Here is a 25,291-nt window from a genome sequence, read left to right on the forward strand (position 1 = left end):
GGAGCAATCCCCCGGGCAGACTACAATCGCCACCCCGCCTCAATGGCTGACCTGCCCCGCCCATGCTGACCTGCTCCGTACACCCGCTGCCCTATCGCGCCAATCCCGCAGACTATTTCGCGGCAGTTCGCCATGCCCCTGGCGCCGTTCTCCTCGACAGCGGTCGACCGATTGCCGATCGCGGCCGCTATGACCTGCTTAGCGCGTGGCCGCTGCAACAGCTCACGGTTTCGCCCGACGAGAGCGGCAGGGATTTCCTGCAACGCCTGCGGGACAATCTGACACAACTTGGCGAAGCCAGCGTTCCCCTCGACCTGCCCTTCGCCGGAGGCTTGATCGGCTACCTGAGCTATGACTTCGGCCGCCATCTGGAAAACCTGCCAACCCAGGCGCACGACGATCTGCAATTGCCCGATGCGCGTTTCGGTGTGTACGACTGGGCGCTGATCAGTGATCACCATCGAGCCACTACCCAACTGGTGTTTCACCCGGCGTTGCGCAACAGTGAACGTCAGCGGCTGATCGTTTTATTCAGCCAGCCAGCTGCTGAATCGGTCGAGCCGTTCAAGCTGAAAGCGCCGATGAAAGCCGACCTCAGCGCCGGTGAGTATCGCCAGGCATTTGAGCGCATTCAGCACTACATTCAGGCCGGTGACTGCTACCAGGTCAATTTTGCCCAGCGTTTCCGCGCGGAATGCGAGGGCGATCCATGGGCGGCTTACTGCGCGCTGCGAGACGCCTGTCCTACGCCGTTTTCCGGTTTCCAGAGTCTGCCCGACGGCGGCGCGGTGCTGAGCCTGTCGCCGGAACGTTTCGTCAAGGTCAGCGAGCGACACGTCGAAACCCGACCGATCAAAGGCACCCGTCCTCGTGGCCTGACCGCTACGGAAGATGCCGCAAACGCCGCCGAACTGCTCGCCAGCCCCAAGGATCGCGCGGAAAACCTGATGATTGTCGATCTTCTGCGCAATGACCTGGGACGCACCTGCCGAATCGGCTCGGTGCGCGTCCCGGAATTGTTCAGCCTGGAAAGCTACCCGAACGTGCATCACCTGGTGAGCAGCGTAACCGGCGAACTGGCGGATGACCGTGATGCACTGGACCTGATAGCCGGCAGCTTTCCCGGTGGCTCGATCACCGGCGCACCGAAGATTCGCGCGATGCAAATCATTGATGAGCTGGAGCCAACCCGCCGCGGATTGTATTGCGGATCGTTGGTGTACCTCGACGTACGCGGAAAAATGGACAGCTCTATCGCAATCCGCAGCTTGCTGGTCAAGGATGGGCAGGTGTGCTGCTGGGGCGGCGGCGGAATTGTCGCGGATTCCGAGTGGCAGGCTGAGTATCAGGAGTCAATCACCAAGGTGAAGGTGTTGCTCGATACCCTGCAAAACCTGTAGCTGCCGAAGGCTGCGATCTTTTGATCGTGAAAAATCAAAAGATCGCAGCCTCGTTTCACTCGACAGCTCCTACAGGGGTCGGGCTTACAAACTCAACGCCCGATTCGAAGCCTTGATGAACTCCTGTTTCAAGTCCTCAAAACTGTGCACCGCCGGGAACTGCGGGAATTCGCGGATCACATTGTCCGGCGCGTGGAACAAGATCCCCGCATCCGCTTCGCCCAGCATCGTCGTGTCGTTGTAGGAATCGCCTGCCGCAATCACTCGGTAATACAGGCTCTTGAAGGCCAATACCGACTGACGTTTCGGATCTTTCTGACGCAACTGATAGCTGGTCACCCGCCCGGAATCGTCGGTAATCAGACGATGGCATAGCAAGGTTGGAAAACCCAGTTGACGCATCAACGGCTGGGAAAACTCGTAGAACGTGTCCGACAGAATCACCACCTGAAAGCGCTCGCGCAGCCAGTTGACGAACTCGACGGCGCCGTCCAGCGGCTTCAGGGTCGCGATCACTTGCTGGATGTCGGCGAGTTTCAGCCCGTGTTCGTCAAGAATGCGCAGGCGCTGCTGCATCAGCACGTCGTAGTCGGGAATATCCCGGGTGGTCGCCCTGAGGGATTCGATCCCGGTTTTTTCGGCGAAGGCGATCCAGATCTCCGGGACCAGGACACCTTCAAGATCCAGACAGGCAATTTCCACAAGACACTCCCATTTGTAGTGATTATTGAGTCGAGCGAGTAAAAAGACTGCCGAACTCTAGCGAGTCGAACGGGCTTGCGCAACGCACAGGGCACGCCAGCGGCCCCAGGATTTTGTTACCATCAGCCCCATATAGAGCGCCCAGCGCCACCGACCTGTAGGAAGCCGCCCTGATGAGCCCATCGTTCGACGTCGTTGAACTCGCCACGACCTATGCCAACAAATCTGCCCAGGACATCCTGAAGCTCGCGTTTGCCGAGTTCGGTGACGAGCTGTGGATATCGTTCAGTGGCGCCGAAGACGTGGTGCTGGTGGACATGGCCTGGAAGCTGAACAAAAACGTCAAAGTGTTCAGCCTCGACACCGGTCGCTTGCATCCGGAAACCTATCGCTTCATCGACCAGGTTCGCGAACATTACAAGATCGACATCGAACTGGTGTCGCCGGACTACAGCAAACTTGAACCGTTTGTGAAGGAAAAAGGCCTGTTCAGTTTCTATCGGGACGGCCATGGCGAATGCTGCGGGATTCGCAAGATCGAGCCACTGCGGCGCAAACTCTCGGCTGTAAAAGCCTGGGCAACCGGCCAGCGCCGTGACCAGAGCCCCGGCACCCGGAGCGCCGTGGCGGTCATGGAGATCGACACCGCGTTCTCCACCCCTGAACGCACCTTGTACAAATTCAACCCGTTGGCGCAAATGACCAGCGAAGAGATCTGGGGTTACATTCGCATGCTGGAGCTGCCCTACAACAGCCTGCACGAGCGCGGATTCATCAGCATCGGCTGCGAACCGTGCACCCGCCCGGTGCTGCCAAACCAGCATGAACGTGAAGGTCGCTGGTGGTGGGAAGAAGCCACGCAGAAAGAATGCGGACTGCATGCGGGCAATATCATCAGCAAATCCAAGGCGTAAGCCGCGGTTTGGGAGCCAGTGGTGCGGCATTCCGACTTACCCGCTATCGCCGCACCTCGGTCCAACGCCGTGCTCACACCGCGCTGAACCGCGTCCTCAACTGCTGCTCGGCAAACTGCTCAATGATGAAATCCACAAATGCCCGGGTCTTGCCCGGCAACAATTTGTGCTCGGCGTAATAAATCGAAATGTGCCCGTCATCGATGTACCAGTCGGGCAATACCCGCTGCAACGTCCCCGCCTGCAGGTAATTCACCGCAAACGGCATGCTCACCAAGGCGATCCCCAACCCCTGAGTCGCCACCGCGCACGCCGCTTCGGAATCGCTCATGGTCATCCGCGCCCTGAGCATAAGCGGGCTCTGTTGTTGCTCGCGTCCGGTCAGGTGCCAGGATCGCACACGCCCGGTCTGCGGCGAGCGAATCAGGATGCCGTCATGGTGCTGAAGATCGGTTGGCTCAAAAATTGGCTCTCGTTGTGACAGGTAGCCAGGGGACGCCACCAGTACACGATGCGCCGGCGTCAGTTTGCGTGCGACCACCCCTTGAGGCAGCTCGAAACCTCCGCCGATGGCCGCATCGAAACCCTGTGCGATCAGGTCGACCTGGCGATTATCGAAATGCCAATCGGGGTTGATCGCTGGGAACCGCTGCAAAAATTCCCCGAGCAGCGGCACGATGTACAAGCACCCGAACACTGTTCCCACGCTCACTTTCAAGGTGCCCGCCGGTCGCCCTCCTGCGCTGGCAAGGTTCGCCACTGCATTCTGGATCGTTAGCAGACTACCGCTGACTTCGCCGAGAAACAGCTGGCCGGCCTCGGTTAATCGCAGGCTTCGGGTACTGCGCTGAAACAGCCGCACACCCAGCCGCGCCTCCAGTTTTGCGACACTCTTGCCCACCGCTGCCGGCGTGAGACTCAAGCGGCGTGCCGCCTCGGCAAAACTCCCAACCTCGGCGCTGCGCACGAAGCATTCGATACTGCTGAAAGTTTCCATGACCGCCACTCTAAACTTCTGGTTTACACAGACTATAGCGATTGCAGTCTACTCAGAGGGTAATCAGCCGAAGATACTGAGCTCCATCAACCGCGGCCTCTCGCCCCGGCACTCTGGAGATCGATATGACTACCCAAAACCTCAGCGGCAAAGTGGCTTTCATTCAAGGCGGATCCCGCGGGATCGGCGCGGCTATCGTCAAACGCCTGGCCGCAGAAGGCGCGACGGTCGCCTTCACTTACGTCAGCTCCACCGCCAAAGCCGAAGAACTGCAAAACAGCATCATTGCCGCTGGTGGAAAAGCGCTGGCGATCAAGGCTGACAGCGCTGACGCCGACGCCATCCGCAGAGCAGTCAGCGCGACTGTCGATGCATTCGGCGGTCTGGACATTCTGGTCAACAACGCCGGCGTGCTGGCCGTCGCGCCGCTGGAAGATTTCAAACTGGAAGACTTCGATCAGACCTTGGCCATCAACGTGCGCAGCGTGTTCGTTGCCACTCAGGCTGCCGCGATTCACATGACTCATGGCGGTCGCATCATCAATATCGGCAGCACCAACGCCGACCGCATGCCCTTCGCGGGAGGTGCCACCTACGCCATGAGTAAATCGGCGCTGGTCGGCTTGACCAAGGGTCTCGCCCGCGACCTGGGCCCACGCGGGATCACTGTCAACAATGTGCAGCCCGGCCCCGTCGACACCGATATGAACCCGGCCAACACCGACTTTGCTGACAGCCTGATGCCGCTCATGGCCGTCGGTCGCTACGGCACGGTGGAAGAAATCGCCAGTTTCGTGGCCTATCTGGCAGGGCCGGAAGCCGGCTACATCACCGGTGCCAGCCTGACCATCGACGGTGGTTTCGGCGCCTGATTTCACTTGCGCTCAGACGCGAAAACGCCGGGAACCTTGATCAGGTTGCCGGCGTTTTTGCATCGGCGAATATCACGCCCACTCCAGCGCCGGCAGGCCGCAGACGCTTGGCGTAAACGCCTTGAGCGAGCGCAGGATGCGGTCGGCATGGGCGTATTTTTCATCGGCCATCGCCGCGTCGGGAATCGCGATAGCAGTCATGCCCGCGGCTTTCGCAGCGGTCACGCCAAACGGTGAATCTTCAAACACCAGACAATCCTCGGGGGCCACACCCAGCCGCCGCGCCGCCGTGAGGAAAATGTCAGGCGCCGGTTTCGCTGCGCCAACTTCCGGATCATCAGCCGTGACGATGAAATCGAACAACGCAAACCAGTCACGGTGCAGGGTGGTTTTCTGTCCGAATGACTGGCGCGAAGAACTGGTACCGACTGCGATAGGAATGTCGTTCGCCTTCAAATGCCGAACCAGTTGCTCAGCACCCGGCATCGCCAACGCCGTCGGAAAACGCTCGCGCATCAGCGGCTCGCGGATCTGCAGAAACTCTTCTGCACTGATGGGCAGGTCCAGCGCCTCGACCACATAACGGGCCAGATCAGCCGCGCCCCGGCCGATGATGTTCTGTTTGACGCTCCAATCGAAGGTCCGACCGTAGCGCTGGGCAATGATCGACGTGACCTCTGTGTAAATGCCCTCGGTGTCGAGCAGCAAGCCGTCCATGTCGAAGATCACGGCTTTGATCGGGCGGAGCTCTTTCAGCGCTGCATTCATCACATCTGATCCGTTTTTAATGACACCCCGGAGAACGCGAAGACGTTCGACCAGGATTGATTAAAGGGTTCAGCAGCATACCGAGCGCGGACGGCTCAGAGCAACGGGCAATCCTTGGCCCGGTGTAAAAACCTGTGTCCATTGACCGGATATTCATTTAGCGATTTGCCCTACAACAAACGCCTCTTTTCCCGACTTCTTTATTTGTAGATCCCCCGCAAAGTCGCGCTTCAACCGATCCGCGCAAAGGGACTGCGAATGTTCAAACCCGACAAGATCCTGGCCTTGAACAACGCCGTCGGCCTGCTGGTGGTCGCTGCGATGAACCCCGATCAGCCAGATGTCGAGGCGCTGCTCGATGATTTTCGGCTCAGCCTAAATGACTACGATGCCTGGGCTGAGAGCTACTGGACCGGTTGGGCGCTGGGTGTAGAGCAAGTATTCAAGGTCGGCAACGAGGTCCGCTTGACCGCGCCGAAGGAACTCACCTCGCCGGTCAGTTCGACGGTCACCCGTTGTCCCGCTGAAGGCCCGCTGACCCTGGTGCATATGTTTGAGGCCGCTCGGTTTGTGCCCATCGGCGATACACCGGTGATGCTCGAGCGGATCATCGAAGGACCCGAGGGTGAAATCAGTTTCGATCAACCCGTCCATCACACCATCGGGCCGAGCGGCATTCTTGAAGTGGCCGAATGCTGGCGCGGTCACCGTTACCGCATCACGTTCTTTCCCAACGTTTCGGCGGATCACGTCAAAGCGCTGTACGCGTCTTATCAAAGCGTTATCGGCGAGCTTGAAGGCTGGCTGCGGGGTGAATGGACGAGCGAGTTCGAGCCGCTGTGGCGCGAGTTTTCCGAAGCGGGCTTCGTTCGGCGCTACGGCATCCTGCAACAGGCTGACTGGAACGGTTTCGAGAAGTCGCTGCTGGGTTTGTGGGGTGACGTAAAGCAGGTTTTCGCACTGATGGCGGACCTGCAGGCCAACAGCGAAAAACTGCTTGAGTATTTGACCGAGCAGGAGCTCGAAGCACTCCTGAATGTCCCCGCCGATGCCATTGCCAAAGTGCTGCTGGTGTTGAGCGACGAACCGTTGATGTTCATCCATCTGGCGGCGTTCACCAGTTGGTTGCGGATGCTGCCGCCGCAATTCATCGCTGAAGTCGTGGCGGAAATTCGCACAGAGATTCTGGTGAGTTTCCTGCTGGTGGCACTCACGGGTCCTACAGGCCTGAAGCTTGGAATAAGCGCCAAGGTGCTGAACCGGGTTAAATCGGACAGAGCACGAAAATGGCTGGCGGCCGCGGGTTTGCGTCTTGCAGAGCTGACAGCGCAGTCGGAACTTGCGCCGCACGCGAGCATGCTCAAACCACTGATGGTCAGCGCGCGCAATGCGCCGATCAAGCCTTCGCCGGTGGTTCCACTGCAGATCACCCCTCGCGGCAGCCCGACGATTGAGGTCCGCAATCCGGTTGCAATTGCTCGTGAAAAATCCGCAGCGCAAACACGTCTTGGCCGGGTTGAAGAGCGCGACAACGCGCCGGATCAGGCGAAAAATCCTAACGGCGACAGTGCCGAGTCTGCTGATAAAACCGCGACCAACAAGTGCCCGGTTTCGATGGTTACCGGCGAGGAACTGCTGACGCTGGTTGATGGGACCCTGGACGGTGTGTTGCCGTTTGATTTCACCCGGCTCTATCGCACCAGCGCCGTCGAGATCGACTGCGGATTGGGGTTTGGCTGGAGCCATTCGTTATCGCATCGGCTGGAGATAGTCGGTGAGTCGGTCATCTGGATCGACCATGAAAACCGGCGTACGACGTTTCCGTTGCCCAGCGCTGAGCGGCCGACGATTCATAACAGTTTGTCGCGAGCGGCGATTTATCTCGGCGATTCAAGCGACGAGCTGATCCTCGCGCAGGCCGGCGACGTTCCGCGGTTTTATCACTTTCACAACGGTCGATTGACTGCGATCAGCGATGCGTACGGCAACCGCTTGCGTGTTTCGCGCGACCGTCAGGACCGCATTCAGCGGGTGGAAAACGGCGCGGGCCGGGCGCTGTTGTTGCGTTATGACCGCAGCCATTTGATCGCGGTCGACTATCAGGTGTTCGTGCCGGCGGTCAGTCTGGATGAGGCCTGGCAGACCGAGCAGACGCTGGTTTCCTATCGCTACGACGCTTGCCATCGGCTGATTGAAGCGACCAACGCGCTCGGCGAGAGCGAACGTTACGACTACGACGATCAGCACGTCATTCTGCAGCGGCAACTGGCCGGTGGGGCAAGTTTCTTCTGGGAGTGGGAAAAGTCCGGCAAGGCGGCGCGATGTGTCCGGCATTGGGCGTCGTTTGCGCAGATGGAAGCGCGTTATGTCTGGGATGACGCTGGCAGTGTGGTTGTGCAGAACACCGACGGCAGCGAGGAGGTTTATCAGCACGATGATCGGGCGCGGCTGGTGCGCCGGGTCGGGCTGGATGGCGGTGAACAACTCAAGGCGTATGACGATCAGGGTCAGCTCATCGCCGAGCAGGATGCGCTCGGCGCCATCACGGAATACCGCTACGACGACGTCGGGCGCCTCGAAGCGCTGATTCCGCCGGACGAGGAGCCGACGTCCTACGAGTACCGCAACGGTTTCCTGCACGCACGCTATCGCGGCAAAGCGGTGTGGACATATGAGCGCAATGCTCAGGGCGATGTCACCGAAACGACCGACCCGGACGGTCAGGTCACCCGCTATTACTACAACGACAAAGGGCAACTGCACACCATCCGTTACCCGGACACCAGCGGGCATCTGTTGGTGTGGAACGATCTGGGGCAACTGGTCGAAGAAACCTTGCCGGATGGCGGTGTGCGGCGGTTTTCTTACGATCTTCTAGGGCGCCAGACTACCCTCCAGGACGACCATGGCGCGGTTACCCGGTATCAATGGGACGCCGTTGGCCGACTGCTGCAGACGACCTTGCCTACAGGCGCCAGTCGCGCTTACGGCTACAACGCCTACGGCCAGATCACCGGCGAGCGCGACGAACTCGGGCGCTTTACCCGCTATGAATATGCCGATGATCTGCACCTGGTCAGCCGGCGCATCAATCCTGATGGCACCCAGCTTAAGTATCGCTACGACAACGCGCAGCTGCTGCTGACGGAGATTGAAAACGAATCCGGGGAAAAATATCAGCTGGACTACACACCTGGCGGATTGATCCGACAGGAAATCGGTTTTGATGGGCGGCGCACTGCGTATGCGTACGACCTTAATGGGCAGTTGCTGGAAAAAACCGAGTTTGGTGATGACGGTTCGGTTTTGGTCACCGCGTATGAGAGAGACGCGGCCGGGCGTCTGCTGGTTAAAACCTTGCCCGATGGGATCAAGGTTACCTATCGCTACGATTCACTTGGGCGACTCACCGGCGTCGATGACGGCCACGACCACCCGCTGGAATTTGAGTACGACCTTCAGGACCGGTTGATCACCGAACATCAAGGTTGGGGCACGCTGCGCTATGGCTACGACGCCTGCGGCCAGCTCAAGCGGATGCGCCTGCCGGATGGCAGCAAACTGGATTATCAGCGTGCGAATGGTGGTGCGCTCACGGGCATTGATCTCAACGGCGCGCGCCTGAGTTCACACACGTTCGTCGCCGGTCGAGAAAAGAATCGCCAGCAAGGCTTGCTGCTCAGCGAATACGCCTACGACGATCAGGGCCGTTTGCAGGCTCACGCTGTCAGCCAAAACCAGCGATCGCTGTATCGCCGGGATTATGCCTACAGCGACAACGGCAATCTCGAGCACATTGCCGACACCCGCCACGGCCAGCGCAACTACCAATACGACCCGCTCAATCGCCTGATCCGCGTCCGTCACAGCCGCGATCAACAGCCCGAAAGCTTCGCCCACGACCCCGCTGGCAACCTGCTGATGCAGGACCGCCCCGGCCCGACCACCGTCAAAGGCAACCGCCTGCTGATGCAGGGAGATCGCCATTACGACTACGACGCCTTCGGCAACCTGATCCGCGAACGCCGCGGCACCGCGCAAAAACTGGTCACCGAATACCGTTACGACTGCCAGCACCGCTTGATCGGCGTCACCACGCCCGATGGTCGCAGCGCAAGTTACCGCTACGACGCCTTCGGCCGGCGCATCAGCAAAACCGTTGACGGGCACAGGACCCAATTCTTCTGGCAAGGCGACAACCTCGTCGCAGAAAGCGGTCGCGAGCATTACCGCAGCTACGTTTACGAACCCGGCAGCTTTCGCCCGCTGGCGATGCTCGACGGCAAAGGCCCGAAGAAGGCCTGCCCTTTTTACTACCAACTCGACCACCTCGGCACGCCGCAGGAACTCACGGATTACAGCGGAGAAATCGTCTGGGCCGCCCAATACACCGCCTACGGCCGCCTCACCCGCCTCAACCGCGATACCTGCCAGATCCTCGACCAGCCATTACGGTTTCAAGGCCAATACTTCGACGCTGAGAGCGGCCTGCATTACAACCGGCATCGCTACTATGATCCAAGTGTCGGCCGGTTCCTGACCCCGGATCCGATTCGGTTGGCGGGTGGACTGAATCAGTACCATTACACGCGGAATCCGACGGGGTGGGTTGATCCGTTGGGGTTGGCTGAGTGCCCAGGGACGGGGAAGTGTAAGCAGACTGAGGGAGTTGAAGATCCGGCGGGGAAGGCTAAGGTTGATGAGGGACAACCCGTTGCACCTAAGCCTAAGAGCGAAGAGGATTATTTATATCGGGGAGATCAGATTGACCCCAGTGATGTATTTAAAAACGGCTTTAAAAGCAAGGGTAAAAGCAACGACTTACTATTGCACTCTCTTGACAGTGATGATCCACCAAGCAATTTCATCAGTACATCTCCCTTAAGAGAAGTAGGAATAGATTTCGCAACAAGCTATAACACTAGAACAGGATGGCTATATACACTTCAAAAAATACCAGGATACGATTTACGTGCCGAGCTCGGCTCGCTTTACGAGTTTGGAAGAGAAAAAGAAATTGCTATAAAAAACCAGATAAACAATGAAGACGTGCTCGGAGCCACTCTCATCCTCGACAACCGTAAAGAATTAGGATACTCATTAATTAATCCAAACAGGAAGATAAAAAAATGATAACCCTTGTTTCATTGACGATCCGTATAGAGGGACGGCAAGAGACGGCACAATTAGTTTGCGACAGCTCCGCAATATCTATCACGTTCACTAGAACAAACGGGTACAACAAGACCTACAGCGACCGTAATTTCTATAAGTGCTTTGGACGTGTACGCGAGGACCATCCTGATATCCTGTTCCTTTGCAAAGGATCTAAAATAAATGTCCATCCGTCTAGTATGTCCGCACAAATGACTCTCGGGCTGAAAGCTTATGAGCTAATTCTGGGCAAGCCGGCAGAGCGAGAAGATTTGGTTTATATATTCGACTACGAAGAACACAATTTGACTAACAAGCCGGAAGAACAAAAGGAGTATTTTATGCAGTGGATTAAATCGGATAAATCATCGAGCAAGCCTCAATGATAAAATGCGATATTTCCGTCCGTATCGGGGGCGTCATTCAAAACGCCGTCATAGAAGTGCATAAATCGCGAGCCGAGCTAAGGTTCATTATTGGTGATACAAAAAGCAAAATCTATGAATCTCATGACTGCTTCGACTGCTTCGGGTTATTAAGAGCAGATTACCCTCATATATCTTTCCTGTGTAAGGGCGCCAAAGTTAACGTGTACCCGTCACGAATGTCATCACAAATGTCCTGTGGCATGGTCGCCTATCAGATGGAGCTGGGGAGACGAGCAGATAGGGAGGACATGGTAAGAATATTCGACTATGAGGACACGGACATTACCAATAACATTCAGGAGCAGGAAGATTTTTTCAAGCGGTGGATAACATCTTTGGCGGGTGGATCTACTGAAAAATATAACAAAATCATGGAAACAATTTCGTAAATAACTTTGCCTATGATGATCGAAGCATGATTCTGCTCTGACTGGACAAAAAAAGAATATCTCTACAATTGACAGAATCTATCAAACTTAAAACATAAAAACGCCCAGCATTTAGCTGGGCGAATCGGTGAATCGGTAAATAACTACTAGCCCCCAGCCCCATCCTTACTCCCAGCCGGCGTACCCGAACTCCCCTTCTTACCACTACTCATCCCTGCTTTACCGGTATCGCCAGTCACACCGCCCGAACCGTTCCCCATCGAACTGCCACCGCTCATGGATCCGCTTCCAGTCCCCGGGCTGGTGCTCCTCCCGCTGGCGTCGCCGCTATTACCGCTGTCAATGCTGCCAGGCGGCAACGCATTGCCACTGCCCGAACCCGTATTCATTTCGGTGGATGGTGGTGCTCCGCCTTTATCGACGGGTGCGCCTGTAGATTGAGCGAATACCGCAGCCGAGCTAACGGATAACAAGCCAGCCACAGTGATGGCCGTGAGGGTTGATCTGATCATGGTGCGTCTCCTTGATAGAGTTGCTTACCTGAATGTACGGCAGCGATCACGTCGCAAAGGTGCCTTTCACCCGACCAATGGCAACCGCTCAACGGGGTTCCTTAGAACCTTCTTCCTCTGCGATATCCGGGTTACCGGGATCAGCCTGGCTATCTCTATCTGTACGCCGGACATCCTCGTTCGGCACTTGCTCGATGCCAGGTTCGTCATCCGGTGGACGCTGGTCGCGGCTTAGCGAATCGGTTGGAGACGGAAGTGGATACTCCGGTGTGTCATCGACGTCTGTGTCTTCAGGATCAGTGTTCATATGCACCTCTGACAACGTTCGAGGACGAGAGCCTGCGGTGATCAGGGCCGATCGGAAACGCTCTCCCGTCGGCCAGGTTCATGACGCAGTTACCTCACTGTTCATCCTCGTCCTCATCTTCCTCTTCATATTCGAGATTACCCACGTCGCCCGCATCATCAGAATCATTGAGCGGCACGGTGGCGTCATCCATCAGCGATCCGGGATCTTCGTTACCGGGATCATTGATGAACGGGAGTCCGCTTGGACCTTTTTCTTCTTTGCCTTCGGTTTCAGGAGTCATGACGAGCCTCGATCAATACCGGGATGTATTAAGTTCGAGGCGCCCTGCGGCCAATCGTTCCTGCGCGCTGGCGACAGATACAGAAAACCCGGCGCTTGGCCGGGTTTCAGTTGATTCGGGATCAAATCAATGGTGTTTGTTTTTGTGCTTGTTCTTCTTGTACTTGTTCTTGTGGCCGTTGCCAGAATGGGAACTGCGATCGTCGGTGCCCAGGTTATTACCGACTGCGCCACCTGCCGCGCCGCCAAGGCCTGCGCCGATGGTGGAGCCAGTGGAGCCGCCAATGCTGTTACCGATTACCGAACCACCGGCCGAGCCCAAGCCACCGCCGACGGCCGCCGCGGTGCGGCTGCCTTTAGGCGCGCCAACTGCGCTGCCTGCTGCGCCGCCCAAACCTGCGCCGATTGCTGCACCGGTACTGCCGCCCATTTGCTGGCCGACCACGTTACCCAATGCACCGCCGATACCACCGCCTACTGCAGCCGTGCCATCGCCGGCCGCCATTGCACCTTGAGCGACCAAAAGTCCCAGAAACAACGTGGACAATGTCAAACGCATGATATGAACCTCTAATTCCGCGTCGGGGGGAAGAACGCACTACGGATGAACGGAGTCTAGCACCTGCCTGATCGAAACCACTCATACCGAATGACTAAATTGTGGCAGCTGGCCATCAATCGGATCAGTGGCGTTTGTGGCCCTTCGCCAGGTTGCTTCCGACGCCGCCACCCAGAGCGCCGCCCACGCCTGCGCCGATGGTGGATCCTGTCTTGCCGCCAAGGCTGTTGCCAATTACAGAACCGCCCGCCGCGCCAACACCACCGCCGATCGCCGCTTTCGTACGGCTGCCTTTACGTGCGGTAGCTGCACTACCGGCTGCACCAGCAACGCCCGCGCCAATCGCCGCGCCGGTGCTGCCGCCCATGTTATGGCCGACGACGTTACCCAACGCACCGCCCAGACCACCACCCAACGCGGCTGTGCCGTCGCCAGCAGCGAGTGCACCTTGAGCAACCATCAGTCCCAAAACCAGTGCAGGCAGAGTTAAACGCATGACAAGAACCTCAAAAAATTTGGGCAAATCAAAAAAGGGATCGAGGTTGATTGTCAGGAACAGAGAAAATCCAGACGCGCTGACTCAACCATCGGCGACGTTTGGACAGCAATCACGGGAAAGGTTTTATGACAGGCAAAAAAAAGCCCGCTGGGGAGACGGGCTAGGGTATTGCTTTCTAACGGATGAGCTGAGATTACGGCTCACCCTGTGAAAACTTTGTGAAAGTTTCTGCAAAATACCGTGTGGTGAAAATAATCCGCCAGATATAAAAAACCCCGTTCGATGACGGGGTTCTACCAGTGGGCTTCATCACTTCCTGACCGGAGCCGCCACCTTGGGCATGAACTTCGACTTCGGCCCGCGGCTGACCATGGATTTCATCTTGCCGACTTTGATCTTATCTTCACCAAAACTTGCCACATATTCGGTTTGCCCGCACTGCACGCAGTTGTTGATCGGAAATTCTGCCCCGTCGTCTTCGTTATACGGATGAGCCATATCTACACCCCTCAAACGCGATCGGCACCGGCAAGCCCGATTTGCCCGAAAAATACCGATCACCAAGAATTTTGAGACTAGCCGGTCATTACCGGACTTGTGGTTCATGAAATCCATCTGCCGACGAGTGGAACGCTCAAAATGCCAAGACCTTCGATGCATCAGGGCAACGACTTCAGGTATCGAGCCAGTGCTTCGAAAGCCGGCAGGGTAACCGGATCGTTAGCGGCATTGGCCGCAACAGGATGTGAGGCAAACCGCACAATGACCATTTCGGCATCCGGGTCCACATAGATGCGCTGCCCATGGACCCCGCGCGCCATGAAAGCTCCGCCCTCCTTGCCCGTTACCCACCACATCGATCGATAGCTCCAGCCTTTGAGCAGGTCATAACCCGCTTTTGCGAATGCCTGCTTGTCGCCGCCCCGACGGATATCGTCGATGACTGATTGAGGCACGATCTGTTGGCCGTTGGCTCGGCCATCATTGCGCAGCATCTCGCCAAACCTTGCGAGGTCCCTCAGGCCCGCGTTCAAACCGCCGCCCGCGAACGGCGTCCCGATGGAGTCCACGCTGAAGTAGGCATCCTGTTCCGCCCCGAGCCGACTCCAGATGCGCTCGGACAACCACTGCGCGACATTACGCCCCGTCACCCGCGCGATCACCCACCCGAGCACGTCGGTGTTAATAGTCTTGTAGGCGAATGCAGCGCCGTGCTCACCCTGGGGCTGAACGCTCTGCAGGAATTCGTAGTAGCTGCGAGGACCGGTGTAGTCCGCCGGTTTGGGCAACGGATTGCCGGCGTTGGCGTGCGCCCAGACCTCGGCGTTAGGGTCGGCGTAGTCTTCGCTGTATTTCAGGCCTGTAGTCATGTCCAGAACCTGGCGCACCGTCGCGTTGCCGAACGCGGAGTTCTTCAACTCGGGAACATAATCGACAACCCGCTTATCCGCATCGATTCGCCCCTCAGCCACCAACATCGCGCCCAGCGTACCGACCACGGATTTGGTGACCGACATCGCCGCATGCTGCCCTTCCGGTTTCAATACCCCGAAGTAGCGCTCGTAGACGACTTGGCCTCGGTGCATCACCACGATACCGTCGGTGTAAGCCGCGGGCAGGGATTGCTCCCACGTCATCGGCGACGTTGCCCCAAGCGGTGTGAAGCTGATGGCGTCGATGTATTCGCGCAATACGGACTTCAACGACGTAGGCGCGCCGAGCCCTCGCGATACATTGATTGTCGGCATGAGCTGACGAAAATTCGAGACACTCCAGCGCATCGCCGGAAACCGAAAATAGCTGCCGTCATCAAAACGCACGGTGCGCTCGGCGGGAGGTGGAGAACCGATCATCCAACCGAGCTTCGCAGGGTCGCTGGCATTGGCGTCTGGGTAAGGCTCCGGGGCGGATGCAATGGCCGAAGAGGAAACGAAGAACATCAGCGTGGCCGTAAAGGACAGGGCCAGGAGGCGATAGATTGCGATGAGAAATGGCATGGTGTTCGATTCCGTTCGAGTGAGCATGCAAATTGCGTCGGGGTGAAAACCTGTTCTACATAAGCTTGATCAATACAGTCGTAACGGTAGCCACCGTGCCAATCAAACCTGTCGCGACAGCGACCGGATACCAAAAGGTCTCACGAGTCATCTTGCCCGCTTCAGCGTTTAGCTTGCGCTGCTCGGCGATTAGCTTGACGATCTCGACGTGGATCTTTTCCAGCTCTGCCTGCTTCATGGTGAACTCCTGCAGAACTGCACGCACTCATTCCAGACAGAGGGATCGGCTATTGCCGGGTATCGGGTCATTCTGTACCCCTGAGCGAGATATGGAAACCCTCCTGCAACCGCGCATCCGTGAGCGATAGAATCCCCTGAACGCCCCGGCGTATCTGGTCTTCCCGCCCTGCTTCCGACAAGAGATTCACGCGTCCTACATGAACTCAGAAATGCCTGAACCGCACTTTTAGACACAGTATTTTCAGACCCCAAAAACCACAAAACCCCTGACTTCTTTCGAAATCAGGGGTTCTGGTTACATCGAATTTGGCGGTGAAGGAGAGATTCGAACTCTCGATACAATTTCTTGTATACACACTTTCCAGGCGTGCTCCTTAAGCCACTCGGACACTTCACCGTATCTCTACAAACATCTTCTGTCTGTCGAGGCGCGCTAATGTAGTCGAAAGCTTTTCTGATGGCAAACTTTTTTTGCAGAATTTTCATGCGGTTAGGGATTCAGATGATCTTGCCAGCCGTGCGCCATGGCAAACCTGCCAATCTCCGGCTCTGCGTCTTCTTCTATATAGAAGGCGAAACACCGCAGACAAGGCTGGCGACACGCGGCGCGTGGGAAAAGGGTGACTGGCGGGTCAGTCACGGCGCTTTACCTGGCCTGCTGCGGTGGGTAACGTCTGCTTCAACTTTCATACAAGGAATAGCGTCATGAGTGAGTTGATTTCCTACCATCTCGAAGACGGTATCGCGACCCTGACCTTGAGCAATGGCAAGGTCAATGCAATCTCACCGGACGTGATTGCTGCGTTCAACACGGCACTGGATCAAGCCGTGACGGATCGTGCCGTGGTGATCATTACCGGTCAGCCGGGAATCCTGTCCGGCGGTTATGACCTGAAGGTAATGACAGCGGGTCCTAAAGAAGCGGTATCTTTGGTGACGGCCGGCTCGACACTGGCCCGTCGTCTACTGTCTCACCCCTTCCCGGTCATCGTCGCCTGCCCGGGCCACGCGGTGGCCAAGGGTGCATTCCTGCTTCTGTCGGCGGATTACCGAATAGGCGTCGACGGGCCTTTCAGCATTGGCCTGAACGAAGTACAGATCGGCATGACCATGCACCACGCCGGTATCGAGATTGCGCGAGATCGTCTGCGCAAGTCGGCCTTTCACCGTTCAGTGATCAATGGCGAAATGTTCAACCCGCAAAGCGCGGTTGATGCGGGCTTCCTTGACACGGTGGTGTCGGCTGATGAGCTGCAAGGCGCGGCAATGGCAGCCGCACGTCAATTGAAGAAGATCAACATGACGGCTCACAAGAACACCAAACTGAAAGTGCGCAAGGGCCTGCTCGATACCTTGGACAACGCGATCATCCTTGATCAGGAATACATGGGTTAAGCCCGACCGGCATCATTGAAAAGCCCGACGTCCGCGTCGGGCTTTTTCGTACATACCTCGTAGCTATATCTACAGGGGCTTTAGGACGGCTCTGACGCCCAGGCCGAAACATGTGGTCAAACATCGCCCATCTCCTGTTTCCCTGCCAGCAATTGCCGAAAACAGTGCACATCCGTACACTGCGCCACCTTTTGCGCTGGTGGGCCTGCAGATGCTGTTTGTGTTGCGTATGTTGTTGATGAGCCTGCACTTTGTCCTGGCCGGAGTGCTTGGCGTGTTACTGGGCCTGTGTCGGCCGTTCAATCCGGACAACAGTCGTCTGTGCGCACGCCTATATGCGTGGCCGGCCATGTGCATTTTGCGGCTGCGGGTAAAGTCTGACGTGGGGCCGCTGATGGATAAACCTGTAAGCTGCGTGATCATCGCCAACCATCAATCCAACTACGATCTGTTTGTGTTCGGCAATGTGGTGCCCCGCCGCACCGTGTGCATCGGCAAAAAGAGCCTGAAATGGGTGCCGCTGTTCGGGCAATTGTTCTGGCTGGCCGGAAACGTGCTGATCGACCGCGGCAACGCACAGAAGGCGCGGCAGTCCATGTTGACCACCACTCACACCTTGCAGCATGAAGACACGTCCATCTGGGTGTTTCCGGAGGGCACGCGCAATCTTGGCGAAGAGCTGCTGCCGTTCAAGAAAGGTGCGTTCCAGATGGCGATCGCCGCAGGCGTGCCAATCGTGCCGGTGTGTGTCAGCAGTTACGTCAAACACATGCGACTTAACCGCTGGCGCAGTGGGAAAATTCTGATCCGCTCGCTTCCGGCGATTCCCACCGCAGGGTTGAGCATGGATGACATGCCCATGTTGATCGCGCAATGTCGCGAGCAGATGCGCGAGTGCATCGCATCGATGGACCGGCAACTGCAAACTGCCTGAAAAAACCCGCCAAGTGCGGGTTTTCTTTTGCTGGCGAACTCTGCCGATTTTGCTGACTCTCAAACAGCAGACAAGGCTAAGCTGATACCTGCCTGCCACTGCCACTTGCACATAAGAAGCGAATCAGAACCATGGGTAGAGTTGTTGCTGCTGCGGTTTACAGCTCCGGAAAAAAAGTCACCAATATCACACTCGATGAAGGGGCGGCCTGGGCGGAAAAGCCTGGCCACTTCGTCTGGATCGGTCTTGAAGAACCGAATGAACAAGAGCTGAATAACCTGCAACGCCAGTTCAATCTGCATGAACTGGCCATCGAAGACGCCCTGGAAAAACACAGTCGACCGAAGCTGGAAACCTTTGGCGATGCGCTATTCATCGTGACGTATTCGCCGATCCGCCATAACGGCAAACTGGAATTCATCGAGACGCACATCTTCGCCGGCAAGGGCTACATCATTACCGCGCGCAACGGTCACTCTGCCTCCTACGCCCATGTCCGGCAACGCTGTGAAGCGCGTCCGCTACTGCTCGAACATGGCGAAGATTTCGTGCTGTACGCCCTCCTCGACTTCGTTATTGAAAACTATCAGCCAGTGGGCGAAGCGATCCATGCCGAAATTGATGAACTGGAGCACAACGTGCTGTGCAGTTCGTTAAATGAGCGCGACATTCAGAAACTTCACAGCCTGCGTCGCGACGTAGTGCGTCTACGGCGTTATGCCGCGCCGATGGTGGAGATCGGCGAGGAACTGCAAAGGCTCAACTTTCCGTTCATCGACAAGAACATGCGCCCGTACTTTCGCGATGTGCAGATCCATGTAACGCGGCAGATGGAGGATTTGACGACGCTAGCCGACATCGCCAGTCAGACCATCGAAATCGGCGTGTTACTGGAAGCCTCGCGTCAGAGCGTAGTGCAGCGCAAGTTCGCTGCGTGGGCGGCGATTCTGGCGTTTCCGACTGCAGTGGCAGGGATTTACGGAATGAATTTCCAGAACATGCCGGAGTTGACCTGGCATTACGGCTATTTCGGTGTGCTGGGATTTATTGCGGTGGGATGCGTCAGTTTGTGGGCAAGTTTCAAGCGGTCGGGCTGGTTGTAGGACTGTGCACTGCAGGTTAAACAGCGTCGCTGCCAATCGCGAGCAGGCTCGCTCCCACATTGAACCGTGGGAGTGAAGCTGCTCGGCATGGGTCAGGAAGGCTTAACCGCCTCTGGCTTGTGCGCCACAAACCGCATCATCCACTCCGCCACCGTCGCGCCATGATGCTCATGCTCAAGGCTGGCCATTCCTTTGGAATAAACCTGCTCGCCCAGCGCTTCCTGACGAATATCCAGCAACGCGCGTGAATAATCGTGGATGAATTCCGGATGCCCCTGGAAGCACAGCACCTGATCGTTGATGTGGTAAGCAGCAAACGGGCAGAAATCGCTGGAAGCGATGACCGTGGCGTTTTCCGGCAATGACGTCACCTGGTCCTGGTGGCTGATCAGCAACGTCAGCTCTTCCTTGACCGGGCTCATCCACGGCGCCTTCGCCGCGAGTTTGTAACTGTGCGTGCCAACGCCCCAGCCCTGGGTCGCGCGCTCGCTTTTGCCGCCCAGCAACAGCGCCAGCAATTGATGGCCGAAGCAGACGCCGAGCAACTTGTCGCCCCGCTCGTAGCGATTCAACAGATAAGCCCTGAGGGTTTCGATCCATGGGTCGGTGCCGAAGGAATCAGCTTTGCTGCCGGTGACAAGATACGCATCGAAGGTCAGGTCATCGCTCGGATATTCGCCCTGCACCACGTTGTAAACGGTGAACTCCGCGGCGATAGGTTGCTGCGAGAACAGACGCTGGAACATCTGCCCGTAACCCTGGTATTGATCGATCAGTTCCGGACGCAGAATGTCGGTTTCCAGAATGCAGATGCGTAACGACATAAAAAATACCTGACACGTGAAGGGAATAATGCACACCCCAGAGCCTGCCCTGAAACACGATGGCAGGCAAGCCCCGGAGTGCGTCACTTGTCCCTTAGAACGTCTCCCCTTTGGCGGCTTTTTCCAGCAGCAGCGCGGGCGGCGCGAACCGTTCGCCGTACGCGTCGGCCAGGTACTGCGCGCGGGCGACGAAATCCTTTACCCCGTATTGGTTAATGAACTGCAGCGCGCCACCGGTCCAGGCAGCGAAGCCGATACCGAAGATCGAACCGACGTTGGCGTCTGCCGTCGAGGTCAGCACGCCCTCCTCCACGCAGCGCACGGTTTCGATGGCTTGCACGAACAGCAGCCGATCACGCACGTCCTTCGGCGAAATCTGCCCGTCAGCTTGCTCAAAACGGCTCTTTAACTCCGGCCACAGATGCTTCTGGCCACCGGCAGGATAATCGTAAAAACCGCCTCCTGCGGCCTTGCCGGGTCGCTTGTATTCGTTGAGCAGCAGATCAATCACGGCGAAGGCCGGGTGCTCCGTCAGTGGTTTCCCTTCCGCTTGCAGGTCTTTGGCCGTTTGCTGGCGGATATGGCTCATCAGGCTGAGGGAAACTTCGTCGGAGATCGCCAGAGGCCCGACCGGCATGCCGGCCTTGCGCGCTTCGGTCTCGATCATCGGCGCACTGACGCCCTCGCCGAGCATGGCGATGCCTTCGTTGGTAAAGGTGCCGAACACTCGCGAAGTGAAGAAGCCGCGACTGTCGTTGACCACAATCGGGGTTTTCTTGATCTGCAGGACGAAATCGAAACCTCGGGCCAGGGTTTCGTCGCTGGTGTGGCTGCCCTTGATGATTTCCACGAGCGGCATTTTCTCCACGGGGCTGAAAAAATGCAGGCCGATGAATTTGCTCGGGTCGGGCACGGCAGTGGCGAGGCCGCTGATCGGCAAGGTCGAGGTATTGGAAGCGATGGGCGCATCCGGGCCAACGACTTTCTGCGCGGCGGCCGAGACCTTGGCTTTCAATTCCCGGTCTTCGAATACCGCTTCGATGACCAGGTCGCAACCAGCCAGGTCCTCATCATTTTCGGCCGGACAGATCCGCGCCAGGATCGCCTCACGTTGCTCGGCACTCATCTGGCCGCGCGCGACTTTCTTGTCCAGCAGCGCCGCCGAATGCGCTTTGCCTTTCTTGGCAGCGGCGAGGTTGACGTCCTTGAGCACCACTTCGAGGCCCGCCGAGGCACTGACAAACGCAATGCCCGCACCCATCATCCCGGCGCCCAGCACGCCGACTTTTTGCGTCACATAAGGTGCGAAACCTTGAGGGCGCGAGCCGCCAGCGTTGATCTCATTGAGTTGAAACCAGAAAGTGCCGATGAGGTTTTTCGAGATCTGGCCGGTGGTCAATTCGGTGAAGTAGCGCGTTTCGATCAGGTGCGCGGTGTCGAAATCGACCTGAGCGCCTTCTACCGCCGCGCAGAGAATCTTCTCCGGCGCGGGCAGGCAGCCCTGGGTTTTGCTGCGCAGGATCGACGGCGCGATCGCCAGCATTTGTGCGACTTTCGGATTCGACGGCGTACCACCCGGAATCTGATAGCCCTTCACATCCCAACGCTGCACCGCGGCAGGGTTGGCGACGATCCAGGCGCGCGCCTTGGCCAGCATGTCATCGACGTTGCTCGCCAGTTCGTCAATCAACCCCGCCTGCAAGGCTTGTTGCGGCCGGACTTTTTTTCCTTCCAACAGATACGGCAAGGCTTTTTCCAGACCGAGCAGGCGCACCGTCCGCACCACCCCACCGCCGCCCGGCAACAGGCCAAGCGTCACTTCGGGCAAGCCAAGTTGCACGGCTGGATTATCCAGCGCAATCCGGTGATGACAGGCCAGGCAGATCTCCCAGCCTCCGCCCAGCGCCGCGCCATTAATCGCGGCGACCACCGGTTTGCCGAGGGTTTCGAGGGTGCGCAACTGAGCTTTCAACGTCAGCACCATGTCGTAGAACGCTTTGGCTTCGGGTTTGCCGATTTTGATCAATTCATTCAGGTCACCACCGGCGAAGAAGGTCTTCTTGGCCGAGGTGATGATGACGCCGGCAACCGTGTCCTTTTCCGCAACCAGTCGAGCAACGCACGCGGCCATGGCTTCGCGGTACACGGCGTTCATGGTGTTGGCGCTCTGGCCCGGCATGTCGATGGTCAGGACGACGATAGCGTCCTGGCCTTTTTCGTAACGGATGGCTTCGGTCATTACAGTTTCCTTGAAGTCGGGGCTCAGAGGCGTTCGATGATGGTGGCAATGCCCATGCCGCCGCCGACACACAAGGTCGCGAGGCCGTAGCGCAGGCGCCGGGTTTCCAGCTCATCAAGCAGCGTGCCGAGAATGGCGCAACCGGTCGCGCCCAACGGGTGACCCATGGCGATCGAGCCGCCGTTGACGTTGACTTTGTCCGGGTCGATGGCCATGTCTTTGATGAATTTCAGCACCACCGAGGCGAAGGCTTCGTTGACTTCGAACAGGTCGATGTCTTCGACCCGCAGCCCGGCCTTGGCCAAGGCTTTGCGGGTGGCCGGTGCAGGACCGGTGAGCATGATGGTCGGGTCGGTGCTGGTGACTGCGGTGGCGACGATGCGCGCCCGAGGTTGCAGGCCGAGCGCGCGGCCCTTGGCTTCGGAGCCGATCAGCATCAGCGCTGCACCGTCGACAATCCCGGAACTGTTGCCCGGTGTGTGGACGTGGTTGATCCGTTCAACATGGCTGTAGACCCGCAACGCCGTGGCGTCGAAACCCAACTGCCCCATCATTTCGAAACTCGGTTTGAGTTTGCCGAGTCCCTCCAAAGTACTTTCGGCCCGAATGAACTCATCGTAATCAAGCAGGACAATGCCGTTCTGATCCTGCACCGGCACCAGCGATTTGCTGAATGAACCGTCGGCCCGTGCGCGCGCCGCTTTCTGCTGGGAATGCAGAGCGTAGGCATCGACGTCGTGACGGCTGAAGCCCTCCAGCGTGGCGATCAGGTCCGCGCCCACGCCTTGCGGGGTGAAATGACTGTGCAGGTTGGTTTGCGGGTCCAGCGCCCAGGCGCCGCCGTCGCTGCCCATCGGCACCCGCGACATCGATTCGACCCCGCCCACCACCACCAGGTCTTCGAAGCCGGAGCGCACTTTCATCGCGCCGAGATTGACGGCTTCGAGGCCTGAGGCGCAGAAGCGGTTGATCTGCACGCCGGCGACGCTGACGTCCCAATCGGCCACTTGCGTTGCAGTCTTGGCGATGTCCGAACCCTGATCGCCGATGGGCGTCACGCAGCCCAGGACCACATCGTCGACCTGACGGGTGTCGAGGTCGGTACGCTGCTGCAATGCGGTGAGCAGTCCGGCAACCAGGTTCACCGGTTTGACGCTGTGCAGGGCGCCGTCCGCCTTGCCTTTGCCGCGGGGCGTGCGTAACGCATCAAAAATCAAAGCTTGGGTCATGACGTCCTCGAACCGCTGAGCAGGATTGAATGCAGACCTCCACCTTATGCCGAGCGATTACGAATTCAATGACCGCAACGCTCAGCGAGATTGACGACCACGCTCAGACGGACGGTAGTCTGCTAACGAGTTGACCGATAGAGTGGCTGAAGCTGTCTAGCCAAAGGGCGGCGAAGAAGCTGGCAATAGGCCTCATACCTTTTTAACAACCGTTAGCGCGCGGACCATACGAAATGGATCTAAGCCAAGTGTGACGCGGCCTTTAACGAGCTCTAAGGTGAAGAGAAACGAAGTCGTCGTCGGGTTTTGCCGAGGCACTCGTCTTACAGGAAGTGCAACGCTCTGCCGTCATGGAGATATGCGGGCAGGCAATCAGGGAATAACAAAAAAGGCGGTCAAGCCATGTTCAAGCAATCGAAAGTACGTCAAGCCGGTCTCATTCTTTTCGCCACCACGCTCGTGTTGATCTTGCCGAACCTGACCAAGGTGCTCGGCTGATCGCTCAAATCAAACAGCTGAAGATTTTATCCCGTCGCGCCAAATTGTGACTGGCTCGCTTTGCGGGCCAGCGCGGCTGTGCCAACCTTGCCGCACATCCCTGACTTGGACGGCGATCCTTGAAAGCGCTCATTCTGTTGGCGGCCCTGCTGTTCGGCGCACCGCTTTACGCAGCTCAGCTTGATCTCGATCTGGGCGACTATTCGCGTAGCTGGCAAACCGAGGAGTTGCTCAAGCATCCTCAGATCGAAACCATCACGATTAAAAAAGATGTGTCCTACAAGCGGGACATGAGTTACCGCGCGGTGCCGCTGGCGGCGCTGTTGCACGGGGTCAAACCTGATCAGCACCTGCAAGCCGTGGCCTCGGACGGGTTTGCGGCCGAGCTGGCGGCGGCACCGTTACTCAACGCTCATGGCGCGCGGGCGTGGCTGGCCATTGAGGATCCGGCGCAACCGTGGCCCGGGCTGTCCGCAGGCAAACACAGCGCCGGGCCGTTTTACCTGGTCTGGACTGACCCTCAGGCCGGCAGCATCAGCCCCGAACAATGGCCGTTTCAAGTCGCGAGCATCAAGCGCATGGCGCCGGTGGCGGAGCGCTTCCCTGCCTTGCTGCCTGATCCTGCATTGAAGGCGGATGATCCGGTGAACCAGGGGTTCGCGTTGTTTCAGAAGAATTGTCTGGCGTGTCATCGATTGAACGGTGCCGGGGATGCGCAGTTTGGGCCGGATCTGAATATTCCATTCAGCCCGACCGAATATTTTGGCGGGGAGTTTTTGCAGCGCTACATTCGCGACCCGCAGAGTCTGCGGCAGTGGCCGCAAGCAAAAATGCCCGGGTTTTCAGCGGCAGTGTTACCGGATGGAGACCTGGAGATGCTGGTGGGGTATTTGAAGCATATGGCGGGGCGCAAGGTTAAGCCCTGATTCGTAGATGGCGCCCAAAAAGTAAGAACGCCGCAAAACCTGTAGGAGCGTGGCTTGCCCGCGATGAGGCCCGGTCAACCCACATTGATGTTGGCTGACACGCCGCCATCGCCAGCAAGCCGG

At 57.8% G+C, this 25,291-nt stretch carries 22 protein-coding genes and 1 tRNA gene; 9 read left to right on the forward strand and 14 right to left on the reverse strand.

The window, feature by feature from the left end:
* Nucleotides 1-62 precede the first annotated feature (62 nt).
* Entirely contained in the window at nucleotides 63-1,400 is a 1,338-nt protein-coding gene (gene pabB, locus ACYZTS_RS23700) for an aminodeoxychorismate synthase component I (RefSeq protein WP_461992451.1), read from the forward strand.
* 84 nt (nucleotides 1,401-1,484) lie between these two features.
* On the opposite strand, the gene thrH is transcribed toward pabB, so the two are convergent.
* Nucleotides 1,485-2,102: a bifunctional phosphoserine phosphatase/homoserine phosphotransferase ThrH gene (thrH, locus tag ACYZTS_RS23705; RefSeq protein ID WP_461992453.1), complete on the reverse strand. Its 618-nt coding sequence runs from the start codon at nucleotides 2,100-2,102 to the stop codon at nucleotides 1,485-1,487.
* A 173-nt stretch (nucleotides 2,103-2,275) separates the two neighbouring features.
* Between thrH and ACYZTS_RS23710 the strand changes: the two genes are divergently transcribed.
* The gene (locus ACYZTS_RS23710; RefSeq protein WP_461992455.1) at nucleotides 2,276-3,016 is read left to right on the forward strand and encodes a phosphoadenylyl-sulfate reductase; all 741 of its coding nucleotides are present in this window, start codon (nucleotides 2,276-2,278) and stop codon (nucleotides 3,014-3,016) included.
* A gap of 73 nt (nucleotides 3,017-3,089) precedes the next feature.
* On the opposite strand, the gene ACYZTS_RS23715 is transcribed toward ACYZTS_RS23710, so the two are convergent.
* Complete coding sequence (locus ACYZTS_RS23715) at nucleotides 3,090-4,013, reverse strand: LysR family transcriptional regulator (protein ID WP_461992457.1); 924 nt, start codon at nucleotides 4,011-4,013, stop codon at nucleotides 3,090-3,092.
* Between the two features lie 125 nt (nucleotides 4,014-4,138).
* Between ACYZTS_RS23715 and ACYZTS_RS23720 the strand changes: the two genes are divergently transcribed.
* The gene (locus ACYZTS_RS23720) at nucleotides 4,139-4,885 is read left to right on the forward strand and encodes a 3-oxoacyl-ACP reductase family protein (RefSeq protein WP_461992459.1); all 747 of its coding nucleotides are present in this window, start codon (nucleotides 4,139-4,141) and stop codon (nucleotides 4,883-4,885) included.
* A gap of 72 nt (nucleotides 4,886-4,957) precedes the next feature.
* Here the strand turns inward: ACYZTS_RS23720 and ACYZTS_RS23725 are convergent, their stop codons facing one another.
* Nucleotides 4,958-5,653 (reverse strand): HAD-IA family hydrolase, encoded by a 696-nt coding sequence (locus tag ACYZTS_RS23725; RefSeq protein WP_461992461.1) that lies wholly within the window; start codon nucleotides 5,651-5,653, stop codon nucleotides 4,958-4,960.
* 258 nt (nucleotides 5,654-5,911) lie between these two features.
* Between ACYZTS_RS23725 and ACYZTS_RS23730 the strand changes: the two genes are divergently transcribed.
* Together ACYZTS_RS23730 and ACYZTS_RS23735 are read left to right on the forward strand one after the other, a co-directional pair.
* Complete coding sequence (locus ACYZTS_RS23730; protein ID WP_461992462.1) at nucleotides 5,912-10,786, forward strand: RHS repeat-associated core domain-containing protein; 4,875 nt, start codon at nucleotides 5,912-5,914, stop codon at nucleotides 10,784-10,786.
* Nucleotides 10,783-11,193 (forward strand): hypothetical protein, encoded by a 411-nt coding sequence (locus ACYZTS_RS23735; protein WP_461992464.1) that lies wholly within the window; start codon nucleotides 10,783-10,785, stop codon nucleotides 11,191-11,193. The genes ACYZTS_RS23730 and ACYZTS_RS23735 overlap by 4 nt, the downstream gene beginning before the upstream one ends.
* Nucleotides 11,194-12,224: 1,031 nt before the next feature.
* Here ACYZTS_RS23735 and ACYZTS_RS23740 read toward each other — a convergent pair.
* The 8 genes from ACYZTS_RS23740 to ACYZTS_RS23775 form a co-directional block, all read right to left on the reverse strand.
* Complete coding sequence (locus ACYZTS_RS23740) at nucleotides 12,225-12,443, reverse strand: hypothetical protein (protein WP_081832489.1); 219 nt, start codon at nucleotides 12,441-12,443, stop codon at nucleotides 12,225-12,227.
* 94 nt (nucleotides 12,444-12,537) lie between these two features.
* Nucleotides 12,538-12,726, reverse strand: a complete 189-nt coding sequence (locus ACYZTS_RS23745; protein WP_028622281.1) for a hypothetical protein — start codon at nucleotides 12,724-12,726, stop codon at nucleotides 12,538-12,540.
* A 126-nt stretch (nucleotides 12,727-12,852) separates the two neighbouring features.
* Nucleotides 12,853-13,284: a glycine zipper domain-containing protein gene (locus ACYZTS_RS23750; protein WP_461992466.1), complete on the reverse strand. Its 432-nt coding sequence runs from the start codon at nucleotides 13,282-13,284 to the stop codon at nucleotides 12,853-12,855.
* Between the two features lie 124 nt (nucleotides 13,285-13,408).
* On the reverse strand, nucleotides 13,409-13,780 hold the full coding sequence (locus tag ACYZTS_RS23755) for a bacteriocin (RefSeq protein WP_461992468.1): 372 nt from the start codon (nucleotides 13,778-13,780) through the stop codon (nucleotides 13,409-13,411).
* Between the two features lie 312 nt (nucleotides 13,781-14,092).
* A complete protein-coding gene (locus ACYZTS_RS23760; protein WP_028622278.1) occupies nucleotides 14,093-14,281 on the reverse strand; it encodes a hypothetical protein in 189 nt (62 codons plus the stop codon).
* A gap of 161 nt (nucleotides 14,282-14,442) precedes the next feature.
* Entirely contained in the window at nucleotides 14,443-15,723 is a 1,281-nt protein-coding gene (locus tag ACYZTS_RS23765; protein ID WP_461996527.1) for a serine hydrolase domain-containing protein, read from the reverse strand.
* Nucleotides 15,724-15,835: 112 nt separating this feature from the next.
* Nucleotides 15,836-16,018 (reverse strand): hypothetical protein, encoded by a 183-nt coding sequence (locus ACYZTS_RS23770; RefSeq protein WP_461992469.1) that lies wholly within the window; start codon nucleotides 16,016-16,018, stop codon nucleotides 15,836-15,838.
* A 309-nt stretch (nucleotides 16,019-16,327) separates the two neighbouring features.
* A tRNA-Ser gene (locus tag ACYZTS_RS23775) sits at nucleotides 16,328-16,417 on the reverse strand.
* Nucleotides 16,418-16,725: 308 nt separating this feature from the next.
* Between ACYZTS_RS23775 and ACYZTS_RS23780 the strand changes: the two genes are divergently transcribed.
* The 3 genes from ACYZTS_RS23780 to ACYZTS_RS23790 all read left to right on the forward strand — a co-directional run bounded on the left by ACYZTS_RS23780 (nucleotide 16,726) and on the right by ACYZTS_RS23790 (nucleotide 19,452).
* Nucleotides 16,726-17,415: a crotonase/enoyl-CoA hydratase family protein gene (locus ACYZTS_RS23780; protein WP_461992471.1), complete on the forward strand. Its 690-nt coding sequence runs from the start codon at nucleotides 16,726-16,728 to the stop codon at nucleotides 17,413-17,415.
* A 211-nt stretch (nucleotides 17,416-17,626) separates the two neighbouring features.
* On the forward strand, nucleotides 17,627-18,349 hold the full coding sequence (locus tag ACYZTS_RS23785; protein WP_461992472.1) for a 1-acylglycerol-3-phosphate O-acyltransferase: 723 nt from the start codon (nucleotides 17,627-17,629) through the stop codon (nucleotides 18,347-18,349).
* 131 nt (nucleotides 18,350-18,480) lie between these two features.
* The gene (locus ACYZTS_RS23790; protein ID WP_461992474.1) at nucleotides 18,481-19,452 is read left to right on the forward strand and encodes a magnesium and cobalt transport protein CorA; all 972 of its coding nucleotides are present in this window, start codon (nucleotides 18,481-18,483) and stop codon (nucleotides 19,450-19,452) included.
* A 92-nt stretch (nucleotides 19,453-19,544) separates the two neighbouring features.
* Here the strand turns inward: ACYZTS_RS23790 and ACYZTS_RS23795 are convergent, their stop codons facing one another.
* From ACYZTS_RS23795 to ACYZTS_RS23805, 3 genes are all read right to left on the reverse strand, one after another.
* Nucleotides 19,545-20,276, reverse strand: coding sequence for an amidotransferase (locus ACYZTS_RS23795; protein ID WP_461992475.1), 732 nt, complete (start codon nucleotides 20,274-20,276; stop codon nucleotides 19,545-19,547).
* 94 nt (nucleotides 20,277-20,370) lie between these two features.
* A complete protein-coding gene (locus ACYZTS_RS23800) occupies nucleotides 20,371-22,515 on the reverse strand; it encodes a 3-hydroxyacyl-CoA dehydrogenase NAD-binding domain-containing protein (RefSeq protein ID WP_461992477.1) in 2,145 nt (714 codons plus the stop codon).
* A 23-nt stretch (nucleotides 22,516-22,538) separates the two neighbouring features.
* Nucleotides 22,539-23,744, reverse strand: coding sequence for an acetyl-CoA C-acetyltransferase (locus tag ACYZTS_RS23805; protein WP_461992478.1), 1,206 nt, complete (start codon nucleotides 23,742-23,744; stop codon nucleotides 22,539-22,541).
* Between the two features lie 617 nt (nucleotides 23,745-24,361).
* On the opposite strand from ACYZTS_RS23805, the gene ACYZTS_RS23810 reads away from it, so the two are divergent.
* A complete protein-coding gene (locus ACYZTS_RS23810; RefSeq protein ID WP_461992480.1) occupies nucleotides 24,362-25,168 on the forward strand; it encodes a c-type cytochrome in 807 nt (268 codons plus the stop codon).
* The last annotated feature ends 123 nt before the right edge of the window (nucleotides 25,169-25,291 follow it).

Source organism: Pseudomonas sp. TMB3-21 (genome assembly GCF_054898145.1).